Raw genomic sequence first — 14,961 nt, 5'->3', positions numbered from 1 at the left:
CGACTGCCTGCCGCCACCCGCGAACGGATCGCCCTTGCGATCTCCGAATATAACGGTTGCGGCTACTGCCTCTCCGCCCACACCTATCTCGGCGCCAACCTCGCCAAGCTGTCGCCGGAAGAGATTGCTGCGAACCGCGCCGGCCGTTCCAGCGACGCCAAGGCCGATGCGGCCGTACGCTTCGCCGTCAAGGTAGCCGAGAACTGGGGTCATGTCTCCGACGCCGACCTCGCTGACGTCCGCGCCGCCGGATATCCCGACGATCAGGTGATCGAGATCGTCCAGCACGTCGCGCTGAACGTTTGGACCAATTACCTCAACGAGGTCGCTCGCACCGAGATCGATTTCCTTGTGGCCGAAGGCGTCGCCGCCTGAGGGTTTTTTCGGCGTTGGGCGCATGAGCCCGCCGCCGTTCTCCCAACTTTTGCAAGGAGCATGGTATGAGCCGCCCCCCGCTTCCCCCCTTCACCGATGAGAGCGCCGTTCAGAAGGTGCGACTGGCCGAAGACGGCTGGAACAGCCGCGATCCGGACGCCGTTTCGCGGGCCTATACGCCCGACAGCCGCTGGAGCAATCGCAACGTCTTCGTCACGGGCCGTGCGGAGATCGTCGCGTTTCTCACCGAGAAGTGGCGCAAGGAACTGGATTACCGCCTGATCAAGGAACTCTGGGCTTTCACCGGAAACAGCATTGCCGTGCGCTTTGCCTATGAATGGCACAATGCGTCCGGGCAATGGTTCCGTTCCTACGGAAACGAGAATTGGGAATTCGATGCCGACGGCCTCATGGCAATGTGCCATGCCAGCATCAACGATCTCGCCATCAAGGAGGCGGATCGCCTCTTTCACTGGCCGGTGGGACGGCGCCCGGACGATCATCCCTCGTTGAGCGAGTTGGGTCTGTGACGGTGACGTATGATCTTCGCTCACCCAGCGACGTGGCCTTCACGCCTGCGGTGAAGGCGATCCAGTCGGCCAAGGGATCGCGCCCGATCTATGCCCGCATGGAAGAGCGTCACCCCTGGCCGACGCGCATCACGCCCGATCTGGCGCGGTTCGCAGCAATCTCTTCCGGCGACAGCTTGGCGAGGTTGGCGCCGAGATAGGTGTGGGCGGAGAGGCAGTAGCCGCAACCGTTATATTCGGAGATCGCAAGGGCGATCCGTTCGCGGGTGGCGGCGGGCAGCCCTATATCCAGCACCGTGGCGGCCCGGCCGGGTTCCTGAAGGTGCTCGGGGAAAGAAGGTTCGGCTTTGCCGATTTCGCAGCAAGCAGACAATACGTCACCCTCGGCAATCTGTCGGAGAACGACAGGGCCTTCCTGTTTCTGATCGACTACGAGAATGCGCAGCGGATCAAGCTGTGGGGGCGGGCACGTGTCGTTGAGGACCACCCGGAGCTTGTCGAGACCCTGCGCGTGGACGGAGCAAGTGGGCGAGCCGAGCGGGCGATCCTCTTCGAGATCGTGGCCTGGGACAAAAACTGCCCGCAGCACATTTCTGCCCGCATGGAGGCTCTCCCCGTGTTGCCGCACTGCTTGCTGAGCGCGATGTCCGTATCGCCGCCCTGGAGGATGCACTGGAGCGCCTCGGTGGGGCACCGCCGCCGGTCTAGTTCATGACGTCCTGACAGGCCGTGCGCCTTATCCGGCGACCGGTTCCTCGCAAATGCCGAAATCCACGATATGGCAGGCTGCCATATGTTGCGGCGTGCGCTTGGTCAGCGCGGGAGAGATCGTGCGGCATTCTTCTGTTGCGAAGGCGCAGCGCGTGTTGAAGGGGCAGCCCTTCGGAATGTCGAAGGGGCTGGGAAGCTCACTGCGCGTCGAGGCCCCGCGCTTGCGGTGGGAGGGATCGAGATCCGGGGTGGCGTCGAGCGGTGCCTTCGCATACGGATGCTGGGGCACGGTGAACAGTTCTTCCGTCGGCGCTCGACCAGTTGGCCCAGATACATCACCGCGACCCGATGCGAGATGTGACGCACCAGCCTGAGGTCGTGGGCGACGAAGATGATCGTCAGGTTGAGGTCGTTTTGAAGCTGCAGCAGCAGATTGATCACCTGCGCCTGAACCGAGACGTCGAGGGCGGAGACGAGTTCGTCCGCGATCAGGATTTCCGGCTCCACCGACAGAGCGCGCGCAATGCCGATGCGCTGGCGTTGGCCGCCGGAGAATTCGCGCGGATAGCGATCGGCCGCATCGCGCGGCAGACGGACGGTGTCCAGCAATTCGTAGATGCGCGCGTCGATCTGGTCTTTCGGCCGGATCCTGTGCACGCTCAGCGCCTCGCGCAGGATCTGGCGAACCGTCATGCGCGGATTGAGCGAGCTGTAGGGATCCTGAAAGATCATCTGGACGCGGCGGTTGAAGGCACGCTTTTTCGCTCCCTTCAGCGCGCCGATATCCTGCCCTTCGAAAAGGACTGTGCCTTCGTCCGGATCCAGCAGGCGCACCAGACAGCGCGCCAGCGTAGATTTCTCGCACCCCGATTCCCCCATCACGCCGAGCATCTCGCCGCGATAGATGTCGAGATTGATGCCGTTCAGCGCATGCACGAAACGGGCGGACTCCCCGCTCAGCCGACCCAACAGGCTCTGGCGGGCAAAGAAGCGCTTGGAGAGACTGCACAGGGAAAGGATCGGGCTTTCGCTCTCCGTCATCGGCTCACCCCCGCTTGCGCGACCGCGTCATGCTGGAAACAGGCCGCCCTGTGGTTCGGGCCGACTTCCTCCAGCATCGGGACCATCTGCTGGCAAGCCTCGGTCGCAAAGGAACAACGCGGGTTGAAGGCGCAGCCCTTCGGCATCTCCGCAAGGCTCGGCGGCGTGCCCTCGATCGACATCAGCATGGAGCGCTCGCTCCCGCCGCTCGGCACCGAGCCGATCAGCCCCCGCGTATAGGCATGGTGAGGGTGCTCGAAAATGTCGACGACGGATGTCGTCTCAACGATCCGCCCGGCATCATCACCGCCACCCGGTCGCAGGTGCTGGCCACTACGCCCAGATCGTGGGTGACGAAGACGACGCTCATGGAGAATTCGTCGCGAAGATCGAGGATCAGGTTCAGGATCTGATCCTGAATGGTCACGTCGAGTGCGGTGGTCGGCTCGTCCGCCGGAAGCAGGCGCGGGGAACTCGCTAGCGCGATGGCGATCATCGCCCGCTGCCGCATGCCGCCGGAAAACTGGTGCGGATATTCCTCAAGCCTGCGTTCGGCCGCCGGAATGCCGACGATGTCCATCAGTTCCATCATCCGCTTGCGCCGCTGGCTCGCATCCATCTTCGTGTGGGCGCGCAGGTTCTCGTCGATCTGCACCTTGATCGGTAGGATCGGGTTCAGCGCCGTCATCGGCTCCTGAAAGATCATTGCGATCTCGCCGCCGCGGATCCGCCTCAGCGCGGCGTCCGACAGATCGACCAGATTGCGGCCTTCCCATTCGACCGTCCCCAATACGGTTCCGGGGGGATGGATGAGGCGGATCAGCGAGCGCAGCATGACGCTCTTGTCCGATCCCGATTCTCCCACCAGCCCGAGCACCTCGCCCGCATAAACGTCGAGATCCACCGCGTTGACGGCGGTCACCGGCCCTTGCGCGGTCTGGAACGTGGTCATCAGGCCGCGCGCCTTTAGAAGAGGGGAGACCTCGCTCATTGCTTCGTCCTCAGAAGTTCGGTGATCCCGTCGCCCAGCAGGCTGAAGTCGAGTCCGGTGAAAACAATGGCGATGTCGGGGAAGACCGAGATCCACCACGCGCTCGTCATGAAGTTCTTGCCGTCGGCGATCAGCACGCCCCATTCGGCGGCCGGCGGCTGCGCGCCGAGCCCCAGATAGCCGAGGCTTGAGCCCAGCAGAATGCAGAGCGCCATATCTGTCATCCAGTAGACGAACGCCGGCGTCATGGAATTGGGCAGCAGGTGGCGGAAGACGATCCGGCTCGGCCGATATCCCATCACCTGACCGGCCGCCGCATAGTCGAGCCGCTTCTGGACCTTGATCTCGGTGAGCGTCAGTCGCCCGTAGAACACCCAATCGATGATGCCGACCGCGATGTACATGTTGATCAGCCCCGGCCCGAGCACCGACACGATCGCGATGACGAGCACGAGGAACGGGAAGGTGATCGTCGCATCGACGATCCGGCCGAAGATGCTCTCGGTGATTCCGCCGACATAGCCGACGAATGCGCCGATCAGCGTCCCGACAATTGTGGGCACGACGGTCGCGAACACCGCGATCTGCATGTCGACCGTATAGGCATGGATCACGCGGGACAGCATGTCCCGGCCGAAATTGTCGGTGCCGAAAAGATGCGCCGCGCTCGGCGCCTGCAATAGCGCGTTGTAGTCGAAAGCGTTCGGATCGCAGGGCGCAAAGGCAGAGGGAAAGAACGCCAGCACCAAACTGCAGATCAGGATGAAGGCCCCGCCCAGCAGGGCCGGAGACAGGCGCCTGGTCTTGCGGGACGTGGCTTCGGCGACCTTCTCACCGTTGGGCTGATCCTGCGGGCCCGTCTCCTCGGGGGCCAGGGGCGCGGCGGTTGTGTCGCTCATCGCGTGATCCTCGGGTCGAGCCAGGCTCGCAGAAGGTCGGTCGCCAGGAAGATCAGCGACACGACCATGGTCAGCGTGATCGTCAGACCCTGAATGACCGGATAGTCGCGCCCGTAGATCCCGTAGATACTGTCGATCATCAGCCGACCGGCGCCGGGAATGGCGAACACCATCTCGGTGATCACGGCCCCGCCCAGCAGCACGCCGACCTGCAAGCCGAACAGGGTGACGGTCGAGATCAGCGCGTTGCGCAGAACGTGCCGGGTGAGGATCAGGTAGCCGCGAAGCCTCTTGGAGCGGGCAAAATCCACATATTCCGCATCCATGACGTTCAGGATCGCGGCGCGCAGGTTGCGCATCAAGATCGCCGACAGGCTGAGCGCCAGCGTCAGCGCGGGCGGGAACAGGTGATAGAGGTGATCGAGAAAGCCGTGCCCGTATCCGCCGATCGGGAACCAGTGCAGGTGCGCGCCGAAGAAGATCAGCAGCAGAAACCCGACATAGAAGACCGGCATGGACAGGCCGACCTGAAAGACGCCGCGGATGACCATGTCGGTGGTGCGGTTCTGCTTCAGCGCAGCCCAGAAGCCGAGCGGCACAGAAAAGATGACGGCGATGACCGCGGCCATCGCCGTGAGCAGCAACGTGACGGGCAGGCGTTCGATGAGCAGCGAGGCGACCGGCACGCGCAGCGAGATAGAGTTGCCGAGATTGCCGCTGAACACGTTGCGGATGAAATACAGGAACTGAACGAACAGGGGTGTGTCGAGGTCAAGCTGGGCGTTGATGCGCGCGATATCCGCTTCCCGTCCGCGATCGCCGAGCATGACGGTCGCCGGATCTCCGGGCAGCAGCCGCACGAGGATGAAGATGATCGTCGGGATCATCTGCAGAATGCGGCGAAAGATGAAGTTCAATGAAGCCAACGCGACTGCATCCCGTTTGTCATTGCGAACAACGGAAGGTCGGGATCGGGCCCGGCCTTCCGCATCTTGTCAGTTTTCGCGCCTGTTACTTGGACAGCCAGGCATAGCGGAAGATGTTGTTGCCGAGCGGGATCTGGTTGAACCCGTGCAGCTTCTTGGACAGGGCGACCGCATAGGGCGTCTCGAACAGCGGCACGGTCGGTCCGGTCGTGTTGAAGATCGTCTGCATCTCGGCATACTCCTCAGCCCGCTTTTTTGGGTCGAGTTCCTGCTGGGATTCCTCGAAGAGCTTGGTGGCCTTGTCGTTCTACGGGCCGGTGTGAAGCGCGCCGACGGTGAGCGGATACAGCGCATAGGAGGCGAATTCGTTCGGGTCCGCGATGTCGTCGGTCCACACCGACATGCGCATGTGGAACGTGCCGTTTCGATAGGCGGTGTCGCGCGAACCGTCGTCGATCTGCTGGATTTTGAGCTTGACGCCGAGCTGGCTCCACATCTGCTGCAAGGTGGTGGCGATGCCGATTTCGTCCTGATTGCCGGCGATCACCATGATGCTGGTCTCAAAGCCGTTCGGGTATCCCGCGTCCTTGAGAAACGCCTTGGCCTTGGCCAGATCGTAGGGGTAAAGCGGCTTGGTGCCCGTGTGCATCGGCGTGCCTGACGACAGGAACGAGGTCATCGGCTTGCCAACGCCGTGGGTGACGATTTGAATGATGGTCTGCTTGTTGGCCGCATAGTTCAGCGCCTGGCGCACCCTGAGGTTGGAGAGCGGGTTCTTCTCTCCGTCAAGCTCGGGCCGCACGTTCATGGTCACGTACTGAACGCGGGTGGAAGGGAACAGCTTCATGTCGATGTTGGAAGCCTGATCCAGTTCCTTCGCCCGGGCGTAGGGGATCATTGCCGCCCCATCGATCTCGCCCGACTGCAGCTTCAGGATGCGGGTCGCGTCGTCGGGAATGATCTCGAAATTGATGCCGTCGAGATAGGGAAGCGGCTTTCCCCGTCTTCGCCCTTGGCCCAGTAGTACGGATCGCGCTCCAGCTTCATGGAAGAGTCGCGATCTCAGGACGTCAGGATGAAGGGGCCGGATTCCGACCGGGTGCTGGGCGAAGTTCTTCGCCTTGTCGATGTCGCTCTTGCCCTTGGAAGCGAGATACTGCTTCTCCGGCATGATCGCGGCGTTGAAGACCGTCAGCGTCGGCAGGATGGCCGGGTCTGTGTGCTTCAGGTGCACGAGGATGGTGCTGGCATCCTTGGCCTCGACCGTGTCGACCGATCCCAGCATGAAATTCCAGATGCCGTTATCTGGGTTGGAAGCGCGCTCCAGTGACCAACGCACGTCCTCCGCCGTGATTGGCGTGCCGTCGGAGAACTTGATGCCGTCGCGCAGATGCAGCGTCACGGTCAGTCCGTCCTTGGAAACGGACCAGTCCGTCGCCAGTCCCGGCTTCAGGCCCTTGCCGTCGTCGGTTGGCAGGATCAGCGTGTCATACATGCTGGACAGGACCCAGATGTTGACGTTGCCCTGATTGAAAACGGGATCGAGAAGGCGGCTATCGGCCTAACGTGCGTAGGTCAGCACGCCGCCGCGTTCCACGGCAGCCGCGCCGCTCAGGCTGGCACCGAGCACGATCGCGCTCAGCCCTATGGCCTTGAGCATGGCATTCATTCAGTTTCCCTCTTTCTAAGTGATATATTTTACTATAACTGTTTCATTGAATTGATTTTATCATCAATGTCAAAAATTACTAAAAAATCGCGAAAATGCCTAATATTTAGTATGATTAAATATGTCGCAGGAAGACAGATTGTGATATTTGATTATAGTGATTTCGAGAAAAAGGACGGCGCATGGACTTTCGCGTAGATCGATCGTTGGCGATGCCTGTGCGCGCGCAGCTCAAAGGCGCAATCGAATTCGGGATCTCATTCGGGGAACTGACGGCGGGCGACGCGCTGCCGTCTGTGCGCAAAATGGCGACCCTGGTCGGTGTCGCTCCCATGACGGTCACGCAAGTCTACCGTAAGCTGAAGGCGGACGGTCTGGTGGAGGCGCGAAAGGGCGCGGGCACCTTTATCGCCGACAGTTCCCAGGCACGCGCCGCCCAGCATTCCGACATCGACACGCTTCACTGGGAGATCGATCAGGCGATCGACAAGGCGCTGGAACTGGGGATTAGCGCGGTGGATTTCGCCACCATCGTGAAAATGCGGCTCGACTATCGCTCCCGCATCGGCCCGCGGATGCGCTTTGTCATGGCGGGCCTGTTTCCCGACGCGACGGAGAGCTATTGCCGTCTGCTGAGCGAACAGCTCGACGCGCAGGTGCTCGTGGAGGGCACGACGCTGGAGGCCTTGCGCCACGATCCCGACGTCCGCGCCTTCGCCGCCTCCTCCGACTGCGTGGTCACCTTCACCAACCGCCATCGCGAACTGAAGGAACTGATGCCGTCAGCCCGGGTCGTGACCATCCGTTTTATTCCGTCGGAAACGACGCGCATGCAGCTCGCCTCCCTCATGCCGACAGCGCGGCTTCTGGTTCTGTCGCAGTTTCCCAATTTCATTCCGATCTTCCGCTCCGCCATGCGCCGGTTCGCGGCTCACGTGACGAACGTGACGACCGTCAACTACGACGACCCGAAGGTGGAGGATTACCTGAAGAACTGCGATGCGGTCATCTATGCGACGGGAACAGACCGGACGGCGGAACGGGCGCGGCCGGGCACGTTCATGTTCGAGTACCGGCACGTTCCCGACCCCGCCGACATCGACCGCGTCCTGAAACCGCTGCTGGAGCGGCCGTCCCTCAAGTGAGCGCGGAAGGTCACCGCGGCCCCCTTTACGAACGAGCGAACAAGAAGAAACTGGAAACGAAATGAAAATCAGCGAGATGAATTGGCAGAAGGTCGAAGAGTATCTCCGGATCGGTGATCTGGCGGTTCTGCCTCTCGGCTCCACTGAACAGCATGCCTATCTGTCACTGTCGACCGACAGCATCCTGTCGGAGCGCATGGCGTGCGAGGCCGCCGAACCCTACGGCGTCCCCGTCTTCCCCGTGGTGACCTACGGCATCACTCCGTCCTTCATGACCTATCCGGGCACGTTCATCTTGCGGATCTCGATCTATCTTTCCCTCGTGCGCGATATCCTCGACAGCCTGAAGCGGCACGGTTTCAAGCGGGTCCTGGTCGTCAACGGACACGGCGGGCAACCAGCCCGCGGCCAACATGGGGATCGAATGGATGGGCGATAATCCGGACGTCGCGGTGAAGTTCCACAACTGGTGGAATGCGCCCAAGACCTTCGCCAAGGTGCACGAGATCGACCCGCTCGCCTCCCACGTCTCCTGGATGGAGAACTTCCCCTGGAACCGTCTGGCGGATGTGACACAGCTGCAGGAGCAGAAACCTCTGGTGGACTTTGCCCGGATGCGCCTGAAAGGCCCGGATGCGGTCCGCGAGCTCATCGGCGACGGCAATTTCGGCGGTGTCTACGAGAAATCGGACGAGGACATGCTGGCCGTCTGGCAGGCCGGTCTGGATGAGACCCGCGAGCTGATCGAAGGTCCGTGGAGCTGAGGCCGTTTGGGGGCATGCCTCGCTAAATGCATTGACCCCGCGTTCCCTCCATCATCATCCCCCGGCGAAGTCCGGGGGATCCTACGCTCTCCAAACATGACGCTGCCTGCTGGATTGCCCGGACTTCGCCGGGCAATGACGGTGGGATGTGCAGTGCCTGCGCCAAACGACTCCGCAGCGCCTGCCCGGCCTCTTACCCCGCTAGTTCGGCGATAAGCTCTTCCGCCGTCATCGTCCGGCGTAGCCCTTGAAGGCGTTCAGCGCGTTGTCGTGGCGTTCCTTGGAATGGGTGGCGCAGCCGTTGGAGATGCAGACGGGGTAGAATCCGCTATCGGCCACATCGCGCACCGCGTGGTCGACGCACTGGTCCGTCAGGAAGCCGGTCATCACCACCGTGTCGATGCCGATATTGCGCAGGATGTATTCGATATTGGTGGAGTTGAAGACACCGGACGACGTCTTCGACAGCACGATATCGTCATCGCCCGGCGCCAGATCGTCCAGCACCTTCGCCTCCCACGAGCTCTTGGCGATGAAGAAATCGGAGAGCTTGTAGTCGAGGCTGCGATCGCGACCGTCCTTGGTCAGGTTCTCCATCACCGTGTACATGACCTCGCCGCCCGCCTTGCGGAAAGCGGTGATGAGCTTCTTCAAGTTCGACAACACGGTCTCGCGGATCGTCTCGTCGAAATAGGGAAACCGCGCCGCCACGTCCGCATTCCAGACGCAGTTCTGTGTGTCGATCAGCAGCAGGCATGTCTTGGTGGGATCGAAAGGCTTCAAACGGCTGAGGTGCACATCCTGTTCGCGCTGTATGGTAATCGCCGATCGTTGGGATCGGGAGAAAACCGGCCGCGAGGGGGCGGCCGGCTCGGACAATTGGCTCAGTAAACCTTAGCGTAACGCGCGCGCAGCTCTTCCGGCGACCGGCCGTCCACAAGCTCCGCTTCCGCGGTCTTGTTGGTCACGTAGAGATAGTGCAGCGCCTCCGGCAGGCAGGCCTTCAGGTTGTCGTCCGCCTTCAGCGCGGCCAGCGCCTCGCTGACTGAAGTCGGCAGGCGGACGATGCTGTTCACCTTGCGCTCGTCCTCGCTCAGGTTCTCCGGATCGGTGTTCACCGTCGGCTCCGGCATGGAGAGCTCGTCACGCATGCCCAGACGCCCGGCGTGGATGATCATCGCCAGCGTCAGATACGGATTGGCGGTGGTGTCGGCGGCGCGATACCCGAAATTGAACTGTTGGGCGGTCTTGTCCTCCGGCCCGAATGTCGGGTAGATGCGCAGGCCCGCCTCGCGGTCGCGCACGCCGATATTCGATCAGGCACCAGTCCAGCTATGGGGAACCAGCCGCAGGAAGGAGATCGGCGAAGGCGCGGTGAAGGCGACGAGAGCGGGCATGTGCCGCACGATGCCCGCCAGGAACTTTTGCGCCGGCGCGGAGACCTTGTGCGGCCCTTCCGGATCATAGCTGACCGGCTGGTCGTCCTCCTCCCACAGACTGAAATGGATGTGGACGCCGTTGCCGAACCCATCGGGCGTCAGGGGGGGCGAGAAGGTGACCGAGGATCCCAGCCACCAGGCGGTCGCACGCACCATTTCCTTGACGATGATGGCGTGGTCGCAGGCCGCAAGCGCTTCGCGCGGCGGCATAGTCACCTCGAACTGGGCTGCGGCGAATTCGGAGAGGTAGCTGTCCACCTTGAGCCCGACGCGCCGTGTCGCGGCCAGGAAGGTCTCGCCGAAGGCGCCGTGCTTGTGGATCGCCTCCAGCGCGTACATGTTGGTCGCTCCGGCATTCGCGTTCTCGTAGATGAACTCGTGCTCGAAGGTCGCCTTCAGCGTCAGCCCGGTCTCCTCGCGAAGCGTCTCGACCGCATCCTTCAGCGCGCTGCGCGGGCAGCAGTCCCAGCGGGTGCCATCCGTGTTCTCCACGTCGGAGAGATAGAAGCGCTCGGCGGGCGTTCCGTCCTCGAAATCGACCTCCACGCGCGTGCGCGGATCCGCCTTCAGCATGACGTCGCCGAAGGAGAGCCACGGCGAGGGCGCGATTTGGCCGAAACTGAAGGTCCGGCGCAGGTCTTCCAGAGCCGTTATGCGTTCCTTGGCGTTTGGGCCGAGTTCTTCCACGACCGCGGACACGATCATTTCAATGCTCGCCAGCTCGGCGACGCCGCTGTCAAAGGCGCTCGGGATGCCGACCGGGCAGGCGACGACCTTGTGCGCAAATGAGGCGATCGGCTAGTACCAGACGTCGTTGATCAGCAACAGCGTCGCGCCCTAGGCTGCGGCCGCCTTGGCGAATTCTAGAACATCGGCCTGGTAGCGCCGGAAATCGAATACCACCAGAACGTCGCCGGGCCTGACATCGAGCAGGTAGTCGGCTCAGGTCGCGCTGGTGTCGCGCACGAGCCGCACTTTCGGGTGCAGCTCGCGCATGTAGTGATGGAAATAGGTCGCCAGAATGTGACTGAAGCGACCGCCGAGAAAGAAGGCCGTGCGGTCCACGTCGCTTAAAAGCGCCGTGATCTCGCGCAGATCCTCCTGCGCCAGCGCCTGGCTGACGGTCGCGATATTGGCGCGCATCGTCTCCGAGACCTGCTCGGTCAGGTCCGTCTTTTCTGGATGACTGGCGGAAGGATAGTGGGTCAGCGGACCCTGCAGGCGGATATGGATCTCCTCGTGCAGGGCGTTCTGGAAATCGGCATAGGTCTGGAAGCCGAGCTGGGAGACGAAGCGCAGGATCGTCGGCCCGCTGGTGCCCGCGCGCTTGGCAAAGCGGGCGATCGTTTCAAGGCCGGCGACGGGATAGTCCGCCAGCAGCGTCTGCGCGACGCGGCGTTCCGCATCGGTGAAGTCCGGCAGCTTCTGGCGGACCTGCTCGCGCAAGGAGCGGACCGCAGGAGCAGTGTTCTTTGCTGTGCTGCCGTCGGGGAAGATGTCCGTCAGAAGGTCTGCCCAGGCCTGCTGTCCGGCTTCATCGCCGATCAGATCCTGGTGGATCTCGATCTCCACATAGGGCAAGCTTCTGCCGATCGCGTGGACGGGAATAGTGTAGTCGGTTGCCGTGTTAATCTCATACGACTGATTACGTCCGATGCAAAAATTGGTTTCTTTTTCCAGAAATTCGATCAGCGCATCGCCGATGCGCCAGTCGCCGTCCGACATGATGCCGATATGCCAGGGGCGCGGCGGCTGGTTTCCGAAAACCGGCGTGCAGCTGTGCATGGAAAAGAACAGCGTCGGCTGCGAGGCCGCGCGGCGCGCATCGCGCGTGTAGGCGATCTTCTTCTGGTAGGGCTCCAGAATTTCCGTGCGACGGGCCTCGATCTGTTGACGGGAGAAGCCTTCGTTTCCCGGAATGCGGATACCGTCGCTCACCGGGGCGACCGACTGTTCGTGCCCGGTTTGTGATTGCAGTTGATCACGAGGCGCGAATAGGGTTGATAGACGTAGGTCGCATCGAGCGCTTTCGCGATCCGCGTGGTGACCTCGTAAATGCCGATGTCGCAGGCGATGTTCTTGCCGAGATCCGCCTCGGACAGGCCGAGCGATCCCAGGCGTCGCGGAATGGTGCGGCTCGTGTGGTCAGATGTGAAGAAGAAGGGCGATGCGGAGGCCGGGTTTTCCGTCTCGAAAGGTCCGCAATCGTCGTCATACAGAAGTCCGTCGGTCATGTCGGGGGTAAAATCTCCCAGGGCGGACGACGCAAGGCGCCTTCCGCGTTTTATCTGGTGGCCCCGGCCGGTTGGTTAAGCCGCCCGGCCGGGGAATTTGTCGAATCGTGTCGATCAGTCCTGCGGCGTCACGATCGTGTCGAAGTCGACTCTACCCTTGTCGACATGCATGATCGCGACCGGCTTGGAGGGGACGCGGCTGCCTTCGGGATAGGTCAGAGCACCGGTGACCGCCTCATAGCCGTTGGTCTTGGCAAGAGCGGCGGAAACGGCGGCTGGATCGGCAGAGCCCGCGGTCTCGATGGCTGTGGTGACGACGCCCATCGCATCGTAGCCCAGCGCGGCGAAGGCATTCTCCGGCTCGTGGCCGTATTCCTTCGTGTAGGTGGTGCGGAACTCGTTGGCCGGGCCGGTGTCGAGGCCGACATAGGCATGCGTCGTGAAGTAGACATTGGTGGCCATCGTCTTGCCCGGAACGGAGACAACTAGGTCGGTGTCGAGGCCGTCGCCGCCCATGATCGGCAGGTCAAGTCCGGCTTCGCGGATCTGCTTGATGATGATGCCGGCCGTGTCCGGACCGGACGGAGTCTGCGTAGACGCCCTGAATGCCCTCGGTGGACTTCAGGCGGGAGACGAGAGCGGAGAAGTCCTGGTCGGAGGTCATGAAGACGTCGGACAGGACGACTTCGCCGCCGAGATCCTTGAAGCGCTTCTCGAAGTACTTGGTCAGGCCGGTGGTGTAGTCCATGCCGCGGTCGGTCCAGATCGCGACCTTGTGGATCTTCAGCGTGTTGTAGGCGTATTCGGCCATCGCCTCAGCCTGGACGGCAGGTCAGGAGAGGTCGCGCCGGAGGTGACGAACGGGATCTTCGCCGTCTGGAACAGCGGAGCCGCGGCAAGCACGAAGGTGGAATCGGAGAAGCCGATACCGGCGGAAACACCCTTCATGGCGATGGCGCGCTTGGCAGCGATCGCGGCCTCGCGGGTGTCGTTCTTCGTGTCGAGCGCGGTCACCTTCAGCATGCGCCCGCCGAGGACGCCGCCTGCCTCGTTGATTATCTTCGCCTTCAGCTTGGCGCCGTTCAGCGAGGGAACGTCGAGCGAAGCCTGGCCGCCGCTCGACAGGTTGTAGAGGGCGACGATGTTGATGGAGGCGGCCGCCTGGGCGGACCCTGCCGTTGCGGCGAGGAGTGTGCCGACGGCTGCCGATGCCAAACTCTTCATCCAAGTCTGCATGGATATTGCTTTTCTGTTCATTGAGCAGTGTTTGCGGGGGGGGGGGAGGTGCGCCGGTTGCTCAGTCGTCTTATCCAGTTCAGCGGTTGGGGCTCCGCTGTGCCGAACAGTCCGGCGGGACGGTAGATGAGGACGAGGATCACGCCGACCGCGACAACGATCTTGCTGGCCCCGAAAAGGTTGAGCGATTCCTCGACCGGCTTGAGGAACTCGGTGGCGAGCGTCAGCACGGTGGCAACGAGCGTTGCGCCGGTGATCATCGAGCCGGTTCCGCCGACCACGACCATCACCACAAGCTGGAAGGCGAGGCCGAAGGAGAAGGATTCAGGGCTGATCAGCATCACCACATGCGCCCACAGCCCGTCCAGCGATGCTGGCAAAGAAGGCGCCGAGCGCGAAGGCGAAGACGCGGGTACGCGCGACCTTGATGCCGAGACAGGCGGTCGCCAGCTCGTTTTCCCGGATCGCCAGCATGGTGCGGCCCATCGAGGAGTGCTTCAGACGTCAGCACACAAACAACGTCAGCAGCACGAAGCCGTAGACCCACCACAGCGTCGTGTGGGCGGGTAGGCCCGAAAGCCCCAGCGCGCCGCGCGTGATGCCGTCGAGGTTCACCGCAAGGCTGTGGATGATGAAGATGAGTCCGAGCGTTGCGACCGCAAGGTAATGTCCGCGCAAGCGCAGCACCGGAAAGCCGGCGATGACGGCGACCAGCGCCGACAGGAGCCCGCCGCACAGGAGGGTTGGCAGAAAGCTCCATTCCTGACCGGCCAGGAAAAGCGGCAGGTCGGGCAGCATCAGTCCCTTGCGGGCCGCCGGCATGACCAGGATCGCAGTCATGTAGCCGCTCACCGTCATGAAGGCGGGGTGGCCCAGCGAGAACAGGCCGGTGAAGCCGTTGGAGATGTTGAGGCTGACCGCCAGGATGATGTTGATGCCGACGAACATCACGATTGATAGGGCGTAAGGGTCGAGTACGGAACGTTCCCAGAAGACGAGCC

At 62.4% G+C, this 14,961-nt stretch carries 21 protein-coding genes and 4 pseudogenes; 7 read left to right on the top strand and 18 right to left on the bottom strand.

Annotation, left to right across the window (positions count from 1 at the left end):
- From QNJ43_RS25575 to QNJ43_RS25565, 3 genes are all read left to right on the top strand, one after another.
- Positions 1-375 (top strand): carboxymuconolactone decarboxylase family protein (locus QNJ43_RS25575; RefSeq protein ID WP_300474632.1); only part of this gene is annotated, 375 nt, incomplete at its 5' end.
- A gap of 65 nt (positions 376-440) precedes the next feature.
- The gene (locus QNJ43_RS25570) at positions 441-905 is read left to right on the top strand and encodes a nuclear transport factor 2 family protein (protein ID WP_300474630.1); all 465 of its coding nucleotides are present in this window, start codon (positions 441-443) and stop codon (positions 903-905) included.
- 2 nt (positions 906-907) lie between these two features.
- Positions 908-1,105, top strand: a complete 198-nt coding sequence (locus QNJ43_RS25565) for a hypothetical protein (protein ID WP_300474636.1) — start codon at positions 908-910, stop codon at positions 1,103-1,105.
- Here QNJ43_RS25565 and QNJ43_RS25560 read toward each other — a convergent pair.
- A pseudogene (locus QNJ43_RS25560) lies at positions 1,051-1,185 on the bottom strand (carboxymuconolactone decarboxylase family protein); the annotation flags it as partial. The gene QNJ43_RS25565 and the pseudogene QNJ43_RS25560 overlap by 55 nt on opposite strands.
- Before the next feature lie 42 nt (positions 1,186-1,227).
- On the opposite strand from QNJ43_RS25560, the gene QNJ43_RS25555 reads away from it, so the two are divergent.
- On the top strand, positions 1,228-1,620 hold the full coding sequence (locus QNJ43_RS25555; protein WP_300474628.1) for a pyridoxamine 5'-phosphate oxidase family protein: 393 nt from the start codon (positions 1,228-1,230) through the stop codon (positions 1,618-1,620).
- 21 nt (positions 1,621-1,641) lie between these two features.
- Here the strand turns inward: QNJ43_RS25555 and QNJ43_RS27800 are convergent, their stop codons facing one another.
- The 8 genes and pseudogenes from QNJ43_RS27800 to QNJ43_RS25525 all read right to left on the bottom strand — a co-directional run bounded on the left by QNJ43_RS27800 (position 1,642) and on the right by QNJ43_RS25525 (position 6,968).
- On the bottom strand, positions 1,642-1,905 hold the full coding sequence (locus tag QNJ43_RS27800) for an oligopeptide/dipeptide ABC transporter ATP-binding protein (protein ID WP_346433137.1): 264 nt from the start codon (positions 1,903-1,905) through the stop codon (positions 1,642-1,644).
- 248 nt (positions 1,906-2,153) lie between these two features.
- Positions 2,154-2,495, bottom strand: a pseudogene (locus tag QNJ43_RS27795) (ATP-binding cassette domain-containing protein); the annotation flags it as partial.
- 158 nt (positions 2,496-2,653) lie between these two features.
- Positions 2,654-2,920 carry an oligopeptide/dipeptide ABC transporter ATP-binding protein gene (locus QNJ43_RS27790; RefSeq protein ID WP_346433139.1) on the bottom strand — a complete coding sequence of 89 codons (267 nt, stop codon included), beginning with the start codon at positions 2,918-2,920 and terminating at the stop codon, positions 2,654-2,656.
- The gene (locus tag QNJ43_RS25545) at positions 2,881-3,648 is read right to left on the bottom strand and encodes an ABC transporter ATP-binding protein (RefSeq protein WP_346433136.1); all 768 of its coding nucleotides are present in this window, start codon (positions 3,646-3,648) and stop codon (positions 2,881-2,883) included. Before QNJ43_RS25545 ends, QNJ43_RS27790 begins: the two co-directional genes overlap by 40 nt.
- A complete protein-coding gene (locus QNJ43_RS25540) occupies positions 3,645-4,547 on the bottom strand; it encodes an ABC transporter permease (RefSeq protein WP_300474627.1) in 903 nt (300 codons plus the stop codon). The genes QNJ43_RS25545 and QNJ43_RS25540 overlap by 4 nt, the downstream gene beginning before the upstream one ends.
- Entirely contained in the window at positions 4,544-5,473 is a 930-nt protein-coding gene (locus QNJ43_RS25535) for an ABC transporter permease (protein WP_300474624.1), read from the bottom strand. Before QNJ43_RS25535 ends, QNJ43_RS25540 begins: the two co-directional genes overlap by 4 nt.
- Positions 5,474-5,558: 85 nt before the next feature.
- Entirely contained in the window at positions 5,559-5,702 is a 144-nt protein-coding gene (locus tag QNJ43_RS25530; protein WP_300474621.1) for a hypothetical protein, read from the bottom strand.
- 78 nt (positions 5,703-5,780) lie between these two features.
- On the bottom strand, positions 5,781-6,968 hold the full coding sequence (locus QNJ43_RS25525; protein ID WP_300474619.1) for an ABC transporter substrate-binding protein: 1,188 nt from the start codon (positions 6,966-6,968) through the stop codon (positions 5,781-5,783).
- Between the two features lie 356 nt (positions 6,969-7,324).
- Here QNJ43_RS25525 and QNJ43_RS25520 point away from each other — a divergent pair, with 356 nt between their 5' ends.
- The 3 genes from QNJ43_RS25520 (at position 7,325) to QNJ43_RS27780 (ending at position 9,051) form a co-directional block, all read left to right on the top strand.
- The gene (locus tag QNJ43_RS25520; RefSeq protein WP_300474616.1) at positions 7,325-8,287 is read left to right on the top strand and encodes a GntR family transcriptional regulator; all 963 of its coding nucleotides are present in this window, start codon (positions 7,325-7,327) and stop codon (positions 8,285-8,287) included.
- 61 nt (positions 8,288-8,348) lie between these two features.
- Entirely contained in the window at positions 8,349-8,726 is a 378-nt protein-coding gene (locus QNJ43_RS27785; protein ID WP_346433135.1) for a creatininase family protein, read from the top strand.
- Positions 8,716-9,051, top strand: a complete 336-nt coding sequence (locus QNJ43_RS27780; protein ID WP_346433134.1) for a hypothetical protein — start codon at positions 8,716-8,718, stop codon at positions 9,049-9,051. The genes QNJ43_RS27785 and QNJ43_RS27780 overlap by 11 nt, the downstream gene beginning before the upstream one ends.
- A gap of 228 nt (positions 9,052-9,279) precedes the next feature.
- On the opposite strand, the gene QNJ43_RS25510 is transcribed toward QNJ43_RS27780, so the two are convergent.
- From QNJ43_RS25510 to QNJ43_RS25470, 9 genes and pseudogenes are all read right to left on the bottom strand, one after another.
- The gene (locus QNJ43_RS25510; protein ID WP_300474613.1) at positions 9,280-9,849 is read right to left on the bottom strand and encodes an isochorismatase family cysteine hydrolase; all 570 of its coding nucleotides are present in this window, start codon (positions 9,847-9,849) and stop codon (positions 9,280-9,282) included.
- An 86-nt stretch (positions 9,850-9,935) separates the two neighbouring features.
- Positions 9,936-11,063: pseudogene (locus QNJ43_RS25505) on the bottom strand (glutamine synthetase family protein).
- 369 nt (positions 11,064-11,432) lie between these two features.
- Positions 11,433-12,428 (bottom strand): N-formylglutamate amidohydrolase, encoded by a 996-nt coding sequence (locus QNJ43_RS25500; protein WP_300474611.1) that lies wholly within the window; start codon positions 12,426-12,428, stop codon positions 11,433-11,435.
- A complete protein-coding gene (locus tag QNJ43_RS25495) occupies positions 12,425-12,724 on the bottom strand; it encodes an N-formylglutamate amidohydrolase (RefSeq protein WP_300474609.1) in 300 nt (99 codons plus the stop codon). Before QNJ43_RS25495 ends, QNJ43_RS25500 begins: the two co-directional genes overlap by 4 nt.
- 114 nt (positions 12,725-12,838) lie before the next feature.
- Positions 12,839-13,240: an ABC transporter substrate-binding protein gene (locus tag QNJ43_RS25490; RefSeq protein WP_300474607.1), complete on the bottom strand. Its 402-nt coding sequence runs from the start codon at positions 13,238-13,240 to the stop codon at positions 12,839-12,841.
- Between the two features lie 10 nt (positions 13,241-13,250).
- The gene (locus tag QNJ43_RS25485) at positions 13,251-13,535 is read right to left on the bottom strand and encodes a hypothetical protein (RefSeq protein WP_300474604.1); all 285 of its coding nucleotides are present in this window, start codon (positions 13,533-13,535) and stop codon (positions 13,251-13,253) included.
- Positions 13,508-13,948, bottom strand: coding sequence for an ABC transporter substrate-binding protein (locus QNJ43_RS25480; protein WP_300474602.1), 441 nt, complete (start codon positions 13,946-13,948; stop codon positions 13,508-13,510). The genes QNJ43_RS25485 and QNJ43_RS25480 overlap by 28 nt, the downstream gene beginning before the upstream one ends.
- Positions 13,949-13,977: 29 nt before the next feature.
- Positions 13,978-14,301: a hypothetical protein gene (locus QNJ43_RS25475; protein WP_300474600.1), complete on the bottom strand. Its 324-nt coding sequence runs from the start codon at positions 14,299-14,301 to the stop codon at positions 13,978-13,980.
- Positions 14,285-14,911, bottom strand: a pseudogene (locus QNJ43_RS25470) (branched-chain amino acid ABC transporter permease); the annotation flags it as partial. The pseudogene QNJ43_RS25470 and the gene QNJ43_RS25475, both read right to left, overlap by 17 nt.
- Positions 14,912-14,961: the final 50 nt, after the last annotated feature.

It is taken from the genome of Breoghania sp., assembly GCF_030066895.1.
Taxonomy (GTDB): domain Bacteria; phylum Pseudomonadota; class Alphaproteobacteria; order Rhizobiales; family Stappiaceae; genus Breoghania.
The sequence above is the reverse complement of the archived record's forward strand: the minus strand, read 5'-3'. Positions and strand labels throughout refer to the sequence as shown.

What these genes read in the sequence shown, in the direction of transcription:
- QNJ43_RS25545 (WP_346433136.1), bottom strand. Translation starts at nt 3,648, where the DNA reads ATGAGCGAGGTCTCCCCTCTTCTAAAGGCGCGCGGCCTGATGACCACG.
- QNJ43_RS25490 (WP_300474607.1), bottom strand. Translation starts at nt 13,240, where the DNA reads ATGGGCGGCGACGGCCTCGACACCGACCTAGTTGTCTCCGTTCCGGGC.
- QNJ43_RS27780 (WP_346433134.1), top strand. Translation starts at nt 8,716, where the DNA reads ATGGGCGATAATCCGGACGTCGCGGTGAAGTTCCACAACTGGTGGAAT.
- QNJ43_RS27785 (WP_346433135.1), top strand. Translation starts at nt 8,349, where the DNA reads ATGAAAATCAGCGAGATGAATTGGCAGAAGGTCGAAGAGTATCTCCGG.
- QNJ43_RS25540 (WP_300474627.1), bottom strand. Translation starts at nt 4,547, where the DNA reads ATGAGCGACACAACCGCCGCGCCCCTGGCCCCCGAGGAGACGGGCCCG.
- QNJ43_RS25520 (WP_300474616.1), top strand. Translation starts at nt 7,325, where the DNA reads ATGGACTTTCGCGTAGATCGATCGTTGGCGATGCCTGTGCGCGCGCAG.
- QNJ43_RS25480 (WP_300474602.1), bottom strand. Translation starts at nt 13,948, where the DNA reads ATGAAGAGTTTGGCATCGGCAGCCGTCGGCACACTCCTCGCCGCAACG.
- QNJ43_RS25530 (WP_300474621.1), bottom strand. Translation starts at nt 5,702, where the DNA reads ATGCAGACGATCTTCAACACGACCGGACCGACCGTGCCGCTGTTCGAG.
- QNJ43_RS25475 (WP_300474600.1), bottom strand. Translation starts at nt 14,301, where the DNA reads ATGCTGATCAGCCCTGAATCCTTCTCCTTCGGCCTCGCCTTCCAGCTT.
- QNJ43_RS25525 (WP_300474619.1), bottom strand. Translation starts at nt 6,968, where the DNA reads ATGTATGACACGCTGATCCTGCCAACCGACGACGGCAAGGGCCTGAAG.
- QNJ43_RS25485 (WP_300474604.1), bottom strand. Translation starts at nt 13,535, where the DNA reads ATGGCCGAATACGCCTACAACACGCTGAAGATCCACAAGGTCGCGATC.
- QNJ43_RS25570 (WP_300474630.1), top strand. Translation starts at nt 441, where the DNA reads ATGAGCCGCCCCCCGCTTCCCCCCTTCACCGATGAGAGCGCCGTTCAG.
- QNJ43_RS25495 (WP_300474609.1), bottom strand. Translation starts at nt 12,724, where the DNA reads ATGACCGACGGACTTCTGTATGACGACGATTGCGGACCTTTCGAGACG.